Raw genomic sequence first — 11,752 nt, 5'->3', positions numbered from 1 at the left:
TTATCAACCATATATTTGATATTTATCAATTTACGCTTTTGACTGATAGTAATTTAAAGTGATCCATGCCATATTGCGCATCGTTATTCCAATTAACTTAGAAACTGTGGAGCCCCCATGTCTAACGAATCAATGCCCGAAGAAGAGTTCATTACCTACGCAGAGCTGATTGAAGAGCAAAAAGAGGAGACTCGTGAAATTATCGAGGTTTTACTTGAAGATGGTAGTGACCCTGATGCGCTGTACTCGATAGAACACCACATATCATCAGAAGATTTCTCTATTTTAGAGAATGCGGCCGTTGAAGCATTTAAGTTAGGCTTTGAAGTGCTAGAAGCAGAAGAGTTTGAAGTTGAAGGTGGCGGTAAAGTGATGTGTTTTGATGCCGTCATGGAATCAGCACTTGATGCGGAGTTGATTGATGCTCAAGTAGTTAAATTAGTCGCATTGGCTGAAAAATTTGAGATAGATTATGACGGTTGGGGCACTTATTTTGAAGGCGATCAGCCTGACGATGAGAATGACGAAGAGTAAACACTAAGCTTTTTAAACCTTGAAACGGTCGATGATTATCATCGGCCGTTTTTTATTTCTCTTGTATAACAGTTAAATAGTTGTAAAATCAGCCTGAAAATTGATCTAGCTCAATAAAGGCGAACTAATGCTTACTGTTTTGTCCGGTTTATGGCAACTCTCTCCATTAACAGATTTATCGTTACCACAAGGCGATCTTGCCTTTCCTGCCCCCATTAGTTCAATACTTCCAGCGGATCTTTCTGAGAGTGATATAGCGGCTCAAGAGTGGCATTTAATGCATGATGTAGACGTCTCTGAAGCAATGTTAGCGTGTGCTGCGATTGATATTGTGCTGAAAGGGGTTTCGCACTATGCCGAAGTGAGAATTAATGGTAATGCAGTCATAGACTGTTTTGATTGTGAAGAGACATATCGTAAAGAGGTCAAATCTCATCTGCAAGTTGGTCTAAATCGTATTGAGATTCTTTTTTTAGAGCAGCAAGATGATGACTTTTTACTGGATGATGATGCCCCAAATATGACGGATACGACGAATAAAAATAACCAAGTGGGTATTTTTGGCAGTATCGAGCTACAAGGTATTGCGCATTTAAGGTTAGAAAGAGTAACAGTAATACCTATTTTGCATCATGGATGTGGTGAAGTAAAAGTTGTGATCTATTTTCAAACGTTAGCAACAGGAATGATAGCCGCTAACACTAAATTTGATGGCATGAGTTATTCAATACCAATAGATGTTAGATCAAATCGTGTAACGGCGCTGTTTCAGGTTGATGCACCTAGATTCTGGAAGACGGAATGCCCAGACAATAATGACCTTTACCACATTGAGGTGGAGCTTGAAGGGCAAGTGATGCACATCCCCTACAGAATGTTTGAAGATCAATCCGAAGCGAGTTTCTGTTATTAGTGGCATAAGAGAGTATGTGGGTGCATGTGCTTGCTCTTTTCTCTTGGACCGTGTTGGCCATACTTCTTTGCCCACACTTGTTCATGGAAGTAAAAGATGACGGTATTCACCATTGGCTCTAGCAGTGCCATCACTCCCCCCACAACCATATCACCCGTTAATAGGTAAGTGACCGCAAAAGCGACCCCAAAGTGCATTCCGGCAAAGCTAAGTGTTTTGATGATGGGCTTTTTCTCATTTTCTTTACTTTGTAACCATGCCCGATCGTGAAAGTAATACGCTACAGTATTAACCATAGGTTCAACCAGTGCGATTAAGCCTCCCAAAAGTAAATCACCTGTTAATAGGTAAGCCAGAGTAAAAGCAACGGTAAAATGTAAAGCAGCAAAACTGAGTGTTTTGGTCATCGTAATATCCTCGATTTGATAGAGTGTATTATTACGAATTATTCTCATTAACTAAATTCATTAATACCAATTGTATTGATAGGTAAAATTTATGAAGGATCAAAAAAAGGCTGATCATTACTGATCAGCCTTTTATCGTTTTATGTCTCTTTAGAGTGCAACAATGGTTGCTTTTTGTGCCTCTAATTTTACTAAGGTCTCTTTATAGCCTTCTAGTTTCTCGCGCTCTTTAGCGATAACGATTTCCGGTGCTTTTGCAACGAAACCTTCGTTACTTAATTTGCCTTCAATGCGTTTGATTTCACCTTGAGTTTTTGCAGACTCTTTGTCTAAACGAGCAAGCTCAGCATCTTTGTTGATCAATCCAGCCATTGGGATCATCAGCTCAGATTTTCCAACCAGTGAAGTGGCACACGCTGGAAGCTCTTGCTGATCGCTTTCAGTAAGTACTTTGATACTGTCTAGTTTGGCTAGAGAAGTTAGAACAATGTCGTTTGCTTGAATACGAGCAGCATCGTTGTCATCAGCGACTTTTACCATGACACTTAACCCTTTGCTTGGGGCGATGTCATATTCAGCTCGTAAGTTACGGATACTGGTAATAAAGGCTTTCACCCATTCAAGATCAGCAACGACGTCAGTGTTTAGGTTCTCTTCATTAAACTGAGGAAGCGCTTGTGTCATGATAGTTTCACCTTCCGCACCATCAACCAGCGGCTTAACACTCTGCCAGATTGATTCGGTGATATAAGGCAGTACCGGATGAGCAAGACGTAGGGTCTTCTCAAGAACGGTAATCAAGGTATAACGCGTCGCACGTTGCTGCGCAGCCGTTCCTTTACTAAGAACAGGTTTTGTCAGCTCTAGGTACCAGTCACAGAATTGATTCCAGATGAACTCATACAGTGTGTTTGCTGCCATATCTAGACGATAGTTGTCTAGATGGGCATTAAACTCTTTAGCTGCGACTTCAAACTGAGACTCGATCCATTGATCTGCAAGAGAGAACTCAAGTTCAGCACCATCAGCCATACCACAATCGTGCTCTTCTGTGTTCATCAATACGTAACGGCTGGCGTTCCATAATTTATTACAGAAGTTACGGTAGCCTTCGAGACGTTTCATATCCCAGTTGATATCACGACCCGTTGACGCCATTGCTGCTAGTGTAAAACGCAGAGCATCAGTGCCGTATGGTTCGATACCGCCTTCAAAGGTTTTACGCGTTGCTTTCTCGATTTTAGCGGCCAGTTTAGGCTGCATCATGTTGCCACAACGTTTCTCAACAAGATCCTCCAGGCCGATACCATCGATCATATCAATAGGATCAAGTACGTTGCCTTTAGATTTAGACATCTTGTCACCGTTTTCATCACGGATAAGCCCCGTCATGTAAACCGTTTTGAAGGGGACTTGTGGTTTGCCATCTTCATCTTTAACAAAGTGCATGGTCATCATGATCATACGAGCAACCCAGAAAAAGATAATATCAAATCCTGATACTAATACTTCGGATGGGTGGAATGTTTTCAGTGCATCGGTATCTTCAGGCCAGCCTTGTGTGCCGAATGTCCAAAGCGCAGATGAGAACCAAGTATCCAGTACATCATCATCTTGACGAAGCACAATCACAGGAGCAAGGTTGTTTTTCTCACGAACCTCTTCCTCTGTGCGACCAACATAAACCTTGCCTTCATTGTCGTACCAAGCCGGGATTCTGTGACCCCACCAAAGTTGACGAGAGATACACCAATCTTGCACGTCACGCATCCACGCAAAGTACATGTTTTCGTACTGTTTAGGGACGAACTGGATTTGACCATCTTCGACTGCTTTCACCGCGGGCTCAGCAAGAGGGGCAGTGCGAACGTACCATTGATCCGTTAGCATTGGTTCAATAACCACTCCACCACGATCACCGTAAGGAACGGTAAGGTCGTGATCTTTGATCTCTTCAAGTAGACCTAATTCATCCATTTCAGCAACGACAGCACGACGAGCGGCAAAACGCTCCATGCCATGGTATTTCTCAGGAAGTTCAGCACTATAAAAATCACTCTCTTCACCGTTAGTGGTAAAGATCTCGGCAGCATCGCGAATGTCACCATTGAAGGTTAGGATGTTGATCATAGGGAGGCTATGACGTTTACCTACTTCGTAATCGTTAAAGTCATGGGCCGGTGTGATTTTTACACACCCCGTGCCTTTTTCCATGTCTGCGTGTTCATCACCAACAATTGGAATTAAACGGCCAACGATAGGTAGTTCAATCTGTTGTCCGATAAGATCCTTATAACGAGGATCTTCTGGGTTAACTGCAACACCCGTATCACCCAGCATAGTTTCTGGACGCGTCGTTGCAACCACAATGTAGCTTTTACCGTCTGCGGTTTTTGCGCCGTTCGCAAGTGGATAGCGGACGTGCCACATGAAGCCTTTTTTGTCTTTATTTTCAACTTCAAGATCAGAAATTGCGGTATGAAGTTTAGGATCCCAGTTTACTAGGCGTTTGCCTCGGTAAATTAAATCTTCTTCATAGAGACGAACAAACACCTCTTGAGTTGCTGCGGATAGGCCGTCATCCATGGTGAATCGTTCACGATCCCAATCCACTGAAGCCCCTAAGCGACGAAGTTGCTTGGTGATGGTGCCGCCTGACTCTGCTTTCCAATCCCAAATTTTATCAATGAAGGCTTCACGACCGTAATCATGCTTGGTTTTACCTTCCTCAGCTGCAATTTTACGCTCAACAACCATTTGAGTCGCAATACCCGCATGGTCGGTACCAACTTGCCAAAGCGTGTTCTTGCCTTTCATACGCTCAGCACGAATAAGAGTATCCATGATCGTATCTTGAAAAGCGTGACCCATGTGCAGGCTGCCGGTTACATTGGGCGGCGGAATCATGATGCTGTAAGCTTCTTTTGAAGTGTCACCGTGCGGCTTAAAGTAGCCTTTCTCTTCCCAAGTCTGGTACAGAGCTTGTTCAATCGATTGTGGGTTATATATCTTTTCCATAGGGCTCTTGGTCGAATTAATCTATTAATGGGTATGATGCCAAGCACCATAATTAACTAACCTCGAGAAGGGGAGTTAGTTATGGTTACTGACGTGCGCTGTTATTTTTCTAATATCGATGATCCAGTGTTAATTAGAGAGTACTGAGATCGACAGTATTCAATACCACACCAGCTTGCCGATATATTTTATACCTTTCTCGGGCTTGTTGTTTGCTTTTTTCTTCACATGGCACGAAGTCTATCATTTGAGGGAAGCTCACCGCAAAGGTTGGCGCGTATTGAGCTAAATTAATCAGTAAATTTCTGTGGCCACTATAATGCAAATTTCCCCAACCAATTTCAACTAAGGCACCACTACGAGCACCTTCACCGACTAAGTTATGAGGAATGAAATTTTCAGGTTCTAACTGCCACAATAGCTCATCCAGTTTTTCCGCTTGAGTGCGACTATCAGCGAGAATGAAAATTTTCATCCCCTGCTGGTAGTGTGAAATAACCAGATGAGAAACAAACAGCAGCAAACCAGACTCTGAATCTTCAGCAGTATCTTCATTGATAAGGTAAAAAGTGCCGTGACTCATCGATGTATTCCGCGTTAATAGTGAAATGAAAAAAATAAAAAAGGGCCAATAGGCCCTTTAATTAAAGAGATATAAATTACTTTTGCGCAACTTTCTGTTCATCAACCTCTTGCTCTGAGCGGTTCAATAAGAACTGCACAAGAAGGGAGACGGGACGGCCTGTTGATCCTTTGTTTGTTCCTGATTTCCAAGCGGTACCTGCAATATCAAGGTGTGCCCAATTGTATTTCTTCGTAAAACGAGATAAGAAACAGCCAGCAGTAATAGTACCACCAGTGCGACCGCCAATATTCGCCATGTCAGCAAATGGACTGTTTAGCTGCTCTTGATACTCTTCACTCATAGGAAGACGCCATGCACGATCGCCAGCCTGCTCTGAAGCATTAACCAGTTCATGAGCCAGTGGATTATGGTTAGCAATAAGTCCACTGATATGGTGACCTAGAGCAACAACACATGCCCCTGTTAATGTCGCAACATCTACGACACACTCAGGCTCATATCGCTCGACATAGGTGAGGGCATCACAAAGAACAAGGCGACCTTCTGCATCGGTGTTGAGTACTTCAACGGTTTTACCTGACATCGTCGTCAAGATATCACCTGGGCGGTATGCGTTACTGCCGGGCATATTTTCACAACCAGCCAATATACCTACCACATTGATGGGTAAATTTAATTTGGCCAGTGCTTTCATGACACCAAAGACAGATGCAGCGCCACACATGTCATACTTCATCTCATCCATTGCTTCGGATGGTTTAATTGAGATACCACCGGAGTCAAACGTTAGCCCTTTACCGACTAATACAATCGGTTTTGCATCAGGGTTTTTACTGCCTTTGTACTCCATGATCGACATCATCGATTCGTTATGTGAGCCTTGACCTACAGCAAGGTATGAAGTCATACCTAATTTCTTCATCTCCTCTTCACCAATCACTTTGGTGTTAACGGTATCGAAATCATCTGCCAAACGACGTGCTTGAGAAGCTAGGTAAGCAGGATTTGCTACGTTTGGTGGCATATTACCAAGATCTTTAGAAGCTTTAACACCTGATGAGATAGCTAAACCATGTGAGATCGCTTTTTCGCCTAAATTGAGTTCACGTCTGGTTGGGACATTAAATACGAGTTTGCGAAGTGGGCGGCGAGTTTCAGGTTTGCTGCTTTTGAATTGATCAAAGGTGTACAAACTGCCTTTTGTCGATTCAACGGCTTGACGAACTTTCCAGTAGGTATCTCGACCTTTTACATGTAATTCAGTTAAAAAACAGACTGCTTCCATAGAGCCAGTTTCATTAAGAGTGCTGATGGTTTTTTTGATGATATCTTTGTACTGACGCTCACCAAGCTCCCGCTCTTTACCGCAACCAACTAAAAGAACACGCTCTGAAAGAATGTTAGGTACTTGATGCAGTAGTAGCATTTGTCCTGGTTTTCCTTCAAGATCACCGCGACGAAGTAGTGAGCTAATGTAACCATCACTAATTTTATCTAACTGCTCAGCAATTGGAGAAAGTCTACGTGGTTCAAAGACTCCAACTACAATACAAGCACTGCGTTGTTTCTCAGGGCTACCACTTTTTACACTGAACTCCATGCGAACTCCTACATCCTAAAGACAAATAGAACTAAATGTTAGATAATGCTGTTCTAACTTGCTGAATCAATCATTAGATTTTGACAAATTAAGCGTTCTGACACTTAGTTAAAGATTAATAAATAAATGTTTAGTGCGAAAGCTATAGTGATTCCAGTGAAAAAACAAGTTTTGTATAGGTAGAATAAGCGTGATTATTGTTAGATATTTGATCCGCGAGACACTTAAAAGCCAATTTGCGGTCTTTTTTGTTCTTTTTTTAGTGTTCATCAGTCAAAAGTTCATCCGGGTATTAGCTTCAGCCTCAGACGGCAGTATTCCCGGTAGTTTAATACTTTCGTTAGTAGGTTTAAACATGCCTTCTATGGGGCTACTGATGCTGCCTTTAAGTATATTTATCGGGATTTTGTTAACATTTGGCAGGCTATATGCTGAAAGTGAGATCACGGTCATGAACGCAACGGGAATGGGGAATAAATATCTCATTCGAGCGGCACTATATTTGGCATTAATCACCGGAGTGGCTGCTGCTTTTAACTCTTTATGGTTAGCGCCTTGGAGCCAAGAGAAAGTCACCCAACTGATGGAGCAAGTTGAAGCTGATGTTGGATTGGAATTATTACAAAAAGGGCAGTTCCAACCTTCTCCAGATGGTAAAGCCGTCGTTTTTATCGATGATATCAGCCGAGATGGTAAAGAATTACAGCATGTTTTTATTGCACAACCTATACCAAGAGACGCTATTCGCCCAAGTGTGATTTTTGCGGATAAAGGTAAAATTTCAGAGCTTTCTGATGGACGCCAAGTACTAGACTTGGCGGATGGTCATCGCTATGAAGGCGTTCCAAGTCGTCTGGATTATATGATTACAGACTTTGAAAGCTATCAAGCTTTGATTGGTCAAAGAGCGGTACAGAAAAAAAGTCGTGACTGGGATGCGCTTTCTACCATGGAATTAATTAGCAATTCGAGTTTGAAAGCCAAAGCTGAGCTTCAGTGGCGGATATCCTTGATACTATGTGTACCATTGCTAACGATGATTGTTGTCCCACTTTCTGCGGTTAACCCGCGACAAGGACGTTTTGCTAAACTCGGCCCTGCTGTCTTTATTTATCTGTCCTATTTCTTATCAATCAGTGCTGCAAAGTCAGCGGTTGAAGATGGCGCGCTTCCCGCGTATATCGGCTTGTGGGCTATTAATGCCTCTCTTTTAATGGCAGGTATTGTGCTTAATAGTATGGACAGTCTCCCTGTCAGGCGCATTAAAGATAGATTCCGGAGAAAAGCTTAACAAATGTTTAAAATTCTAGATTGGTACATTGGCCGTACTATTATTACTACATCAGCGTTATGTTTAGCGACGTTAGTAGGGCTCTCTGCAATTATTAAATATGTAGAGCAACTCCGTAAAGTCGGAGAGGGCACCTATGATTTGATGCAGGCTCTCTTTTTTGTTGTATTAAGCATTCCTAGAGATATTGAAATGTTCTTCCCTATGGCTGCACTATTAGGGGCACTCATCGGTCTAGGTATGTTGGCTGCTAGCTCTGAGCTGGTGGTCATGCAAGCGGCAGGTATTTCTAAACTCCAAATAGGTTTATCTGTACTGAAAACTGCAGTGCCATTGATGCTAATGGTAATGGCTCTTGGTCAGTGGGGCGCACCCGAAGCGCAAAAAATGGCGAGGGAATTAAGAGCGTTTTCTACGTCAGGTGGCAATATCATGTCAGTTAGGACTGGCGTCTGGGCTAAAGATGCCAACGATTATATCTTTATTGCCCGCGTAGATAGTAAGAGTACGCTGCTAGGCGTCAATATTTGGGAGTTTGATGATAATAATGTTTTGAAAAATTACGTCTTTTCAAAAAAAGCGCTATACCATGAAAAATTGGGATGGGTGATGAAAGATGTTTTGATTACCAAGATGGATGGTGACATCAAACTCTCAGAGCAACAGTTGGATGGTAAGGAGTGGGTCACCACCTTGACCCCTGAAAAACTTGCTGTAGTTACCGTTAAGCCGGAAGAGTTATCACTAAGTGGTTTGTACGGTTATGTCACCTATTTAGAAGATTCGGAGCAAGATTCAGAACGGTATGCATTGGCGTTTTGGCGAAAAGCGCTGCAGCCTTTATCTGTTGCGGTAATGATGTTATTAGCGCTCTCATTTGTTTTTGGACCATTAAGAAGTGTCACCATGGGAGCGCGAATTCTTTCTGGGGTTATAGCGGGTTTTACCTTCTACATTTCAAATGAAGTGTTTGGCCCAATGAGTATTGTCTATAACCTGCATCCTATTTTTGGAGCATTAGGCCCCAGCTTACTCTTCTTTATGATTGCGCTTGGTTTGTTAAATCGGAAGTTATAGGTAATAAAAAAGGGCTGATAAAGCCCTTTTTTATTATATTTATTACTCAGTTCGCATTCGCTAATACAATGACTTCACTTTTTGCCCAAGTATCTTGAAATGAACTGTTATTTCGATCAAACAGTGCCATTAGATTACCTAAACCAAAAGCGGATGTGCTCATACGAATGAAGGATTGAGTCAGAGTGATGTTCGAACCATCACGGTTTTGAATACGTAGCTTCCAAGCTCTCATCCCTAACGTCTGCCCGCCTTTGGTCCAGAAGAAAGCAAAGAATCCGATAAACACTGCAGATAAATAGATAGGATAGATTTTACTCCAAATCGGGTCTGCTGCCAGAAACTCACTCACATCGAGATGATTGCCATAAGAGAAGAGGCCGAAATAGGTCAGCATGTCTAAAGAGGCAATCACAATGCCTGCAGCCATCATCTCAATGGCGATAATAATTAGCCCATCATAAAACCAAGCACCTAAACGTCTTAAGAAACTAGCTTGTTTAATACTGAGGGGCTCTTTGTGTACCGTAGTCATGACTGATTCCAAATAGTAATAATAGAGGGAGTTTATCAGTACTTAGGTGACTTTTTAAATAAAGTTAACAGTGTGTGTTTAAAATAGCAGCAAACAACTCTTTTTGAACAAAATAGCTGTTGCGAAGTGATCATGCTTGGGTATAATGGCCGCACTTAATAGGGGAACTTGTTAAGTATGCCCGAGTGGTGAAATTGGTATACACGACGGATTCAAAATCCGTTGTCGCAAGACGTGCCGGTTCAAGTCCGGCCTCGGGCACCATATTTAAACAAAAAAGCCTCAACATTTGTTGGGGCTTTTTTGTATCTGTTTTTTATAGCGTTTGATCTTGAGGCATACTAGGTTGCGTGTATATTAGCCCTAGAATCAAAATGCATACGCAATCAGGGATAGGTAATGACTTTTAGAAAAGACATTAATGGATTAAGAGCGTTAGCTGTAATTGCAGTGGTACTTTATCATTTTAATCCCAACTGGATGCCAGGAGGTTTTGCAGGGGTTGATGTGTTTTTTGTTATCTCTGGGTATTTAATGACAGGGATAATTTTTAGAAATATTGAAAAAAATAATTTCTCAATTCTTCACTTTTACCTCGCAAGGGCCAACCGGATAGTACCTGCATTGGCCGTACTCTGCGTAGCAATGATGATATTTGGCTGGTTCTATCTCTCTCCCAATGATTTTAAAACATTAAATAAGCATGTTGTTAGTAGCATTACTTTTCTTTCCAACATCCTCTATTGGACTGAATCAGGTTATTTCGATGCAAATTCACACCAGAAATGGTTACTCCATACCTGGTCATTATCAGTAGAGTGGCAGTTCTACATTATCTACCCCTTTGTACTTGTACTGTTGAGACAATTTTTATCTGTAAAGGCAATAAAAATAGCGCTACTGATCGGAACGGTCATAGGTTTTGTTTTCTGCATCATTGTTACTTATAGATGGCCTAACGCGGCTTATTTTCTTTTACCTAGTAGAGCTTGGGAGATGATGGCTGGTGGTTTAGCTTATCTTTATCCTTTCAATATTAAAGAGGAAAGAAAGCGAGCAATTGAATGGGCTGGTTTCGTTTTAATTGTCGGGTCCTATTTTTTCATTTCAAAAGACAATCACTGGCCAGGCTATTTAGCATGTCTTCCTGTCTTTGGCACATACCTTATTATCCAAGCGCAGCGAAATGATAGTGTAATTACAAGTAACGCTATATTCCAAAGACTGGGAACTTGGTCGTATTCGATTTACCTATGGCATTGGCCCTTTGTGGTTGCAATGTATTACTTTTCATTAAGCGATGATTACATTTATGTAGGTGTTGTACTGTCATTAATAGCTGGGTTCTTAAGTCACAAATACATAGAGAACATCAAATTTAAACGGGGGTTTGTCTATCGATTGGATTATCTACGATGTAAACCTTTACTTATGATCATTGTCGTTGCTGGATTCAGTGGAGTCATTTTTTACAAGAATGGTTTAATTGAGCTTGCCCCCCCTCAATATCAACGCTTAATTAAAGAGGTAGCATCTAGTCCGTATCGAGAGAGATGCCATATAGATAGTTACCAACTACCCGCCGAGTCATGTGAATATTTTGGTTCTAAAGTGTCATGGGCAGTGCTGGGTGATAGCCATTCTACGGAAATTGCTTTTGCACTTGCGGAAAATCTAAAAAAAGAAGGGGTTGGCTTAAAACAGTTGAGCTTCTCGGCTTGTAAACCGTCCTATTTGGAAGGCCGGGACTTTAGTAAATGTGCAAAGTGGTATAATGAAGCAGTTAATTAC

10 protein-coding genes and 1 tRNA gene are annotated in these 11,752 nt (G+C 41.8%); 6 read left to right on the top strand and 5 right to left on the bottom strand.

Going from position 1 to position 11,752, the window contains the following annotated elements; all coding sequences use genetic code 11:
* Positions 1 to 150 precede the first annotated feature (150 nt).
* Together rraB and L4C32_RS18925 are read left to right on the top strand one after the other, a co-directional pair.
* A complete protein-coding gene (gene rraB, locus L4C32_RS18930) occupies positions 151 to 534 on the top strand; it encodes a ribonuclease E inhibitor RraB (protein ID WP_428198453.1) in 384 nt (127 codons plus the stop codon).
* A gap of 127 nt (positions 535 to 661) precedes the next feature.
* The gene (locus tag L4C32_RS18925) at positions 662 to 1,447 is read left to right on the top strand and encodes a glycosyl hydrolase 2 galactose-binding domain-containing protein (protein ID WP_428198452.1); all 786 of its coding nucleotides are present in this window, start codon (positions 662 to 664) and stop codon (positions 1,445 to 1,447) included.
* Here the strand turns inward: L4C32_RS18925 and L4C32_RS18920 are convergent.
* From L4C32_RS18920 to pepA, 4 genes are all read right to left on the bottom strand, one after another.
* Positions 1,444 to 1,854, bottom strand: coding sequence for a DUF2061 domain-containing protein (locus L4C32_RS18920; protein WP_428198451.1), 411 nt, complete (start codon positions 1,852 to 1,854; stop codon positions 1,444 to 1,446). The two genes, L4C32_RS18925 and L4C32_RS18920, sit on opposite strands and share 4 nt — an antisense overlap.
* Positions 1,855 to 2,004: 150 nt before the next feature.
* Positions 2,005 to 4,872 (bottom strand): valine--tRNA ligase, encoded by a 2,868-nt coding sequence (locus L4C32_RS18915; RefSeq protein ID WP_428198450.1) that lies wholly within the window; start codon positions 4,870 to 4,872, stop codon positions 2,005 to 2,007.
* Between the two features lie 133 nt (positions 4,873 to 5,005).
* A complete protein-coding gene (locus tag L4C32_RS18910; RefSeq protein ID WP_428198449.1) occupies positions 5,006 to 5,455 on the bottom strand; it encodes a DNA polymerase III subunit chi in 450 nt (149 codons plus the stop codon).
* Positions 5,456 to 5,531: 76 nt separating this feature from the next.
* Positions 5,532 to 7,058, bottom strand: a complete 1,527-nt coding sequence (gene pepA / locus L4C32_RS18905; RefSeq protein WP_428198448.1) for a leucyl aminopeptidase — start codon at positions 7,056 to 7,058, stop codon at positions 5,532 to 5,534.
* Between the two features lie 190 nt (positions 7,059 to 7,248).
* On the opposite strand from pepA, the gene lptF reads away from it, so the two are divergent.
* Together lptF and lptG are read left to right on the top strand one after the other, a co-directional pair.
* Positions 7,249 to 8,349: an LPS export ABC transporter permease LptF gene (gene lptF / locus L4C32_RS18900; protein ID WP_428198447.1), complete on the top strand. Its 1,101-nt coding sequence runs from the start codon at positions 7,249 to 7,251 to the stop codon at positions 8,347 to 8,349.
* Between the two features lie 3 nt (positions 8,350 to 8,352).
* Positions 8,353 to 9,426, top strand: a complete 1,074-nt coding sequence (gene lptG, locus L4C32_RS18895; protein WP_428198446.1) for an LPS export ABC transporter permease LptG — start codon at positions 8,353 to 8,355, stop codon at positions 9,424 to 9,426.
* 46 nt (positions 9,427 to 9,472) lie between these two features.
* Here the strand turns inward: lptG and L4C32_RS18890 are convergent, their stop codons facing one another.
* Positions 9,473 to 9,961 (bottom strand): RDD family protein, encoded by a 489-nt coding sequence (locus L4C32_RS18890; RefSeq protein WP_428198445.1) that lies wholly within the window; start codon positions 9,959 to 9,961, stop codon positions 9,473 to 9,475.
* Between the two features lie 179 nt (positions 9,962 to 10,140).
* Between L4C32_RS18890 and L4C32_RS18885 the strand changes: the two genes are divergently transcribed.
* Positions 10,141 to 10,225, top strand: a tRNA-Leu gene (locus L4C32_RS18885).
* A gap of 135 nt (positions 10,226 to 10,360) precedes the next feature.
* Positions 10,361 to 11,752, top strand: a 1,392-nt coding sequence (locus L4C32_RS18880; RefSeq protein ID WP_428198444.1) for an acyltransferase family protein, incomplete at its 3' end; no start/stop codon positions are given.

Source organism: Aliivibrio kagoshimensis, from assembly GCF_050337105.1.
Classification (GTDB): domain Bacteria; phylum Pseudomonadota; class Gammaproteobacteria; order Enterobacterales; family Vibrionaceae; genus Aliivibrio_A; species Aliivibrio_A kagoshimensis.
The sequence above is the reverse complement of the archived record's forward strand: the minus strand, read 5'-3'. Positions and strand labels throughout refer to the sequence as shown.

Excerpts from the sequence above, each read along its gene's own strand:
- L4C32_RS18925 (WP_428198452.1), top strand. The coding sequence starts at position 662 with ATGCTTACTGTTTTGTCCGGTTTATGGCAACTCTCTCCATTAACAGAT.
- L4C32_RS18920 (WP_428198451.1), bottom strand. The coding sequence starts at position 1,854 with ATGACCAAAACACTCAGTTTTGCTGCTTTACATTTTACCGTTGCTTTT.
- L4C32_RS18915 (WP_428198450.1), bottom strand. The coding sequence starts at position 4,872 with ATGGAAAAGATATATAACCCACAATCGATTGAACAAGCTCTGTACCAG.
- L4C32_RS18910 (WP_428198449.1), bottom strand. The coding sequence starts at position 5,455 with ATGAGTCACGGCACTTTTTACCTTATCAATGAAGATACTGCTGAAGAT.
- pepA (WP_428198448.1), bottom strand. The coding sequence starts at position 7,058 with ATGGAGTTCAGTGTAAAAAGTGGTAGCCCTGAGAAACAACGCAGTGCT.
- lptG (WP_428198446.1), top strand. The coding sequence starts at position 8,353 with ATGTTTAAAATTCTAGATTGGTACATTGGCCGTACTATTATTACTACA.
- L4C32_RS18890 (WP_428198445.1), bottom strand. The coding sequence starts at position 9,961 with ATGACTACGGTACACAAAGAGCCCCTCAGTATTAAACAAGCTAGTTTC.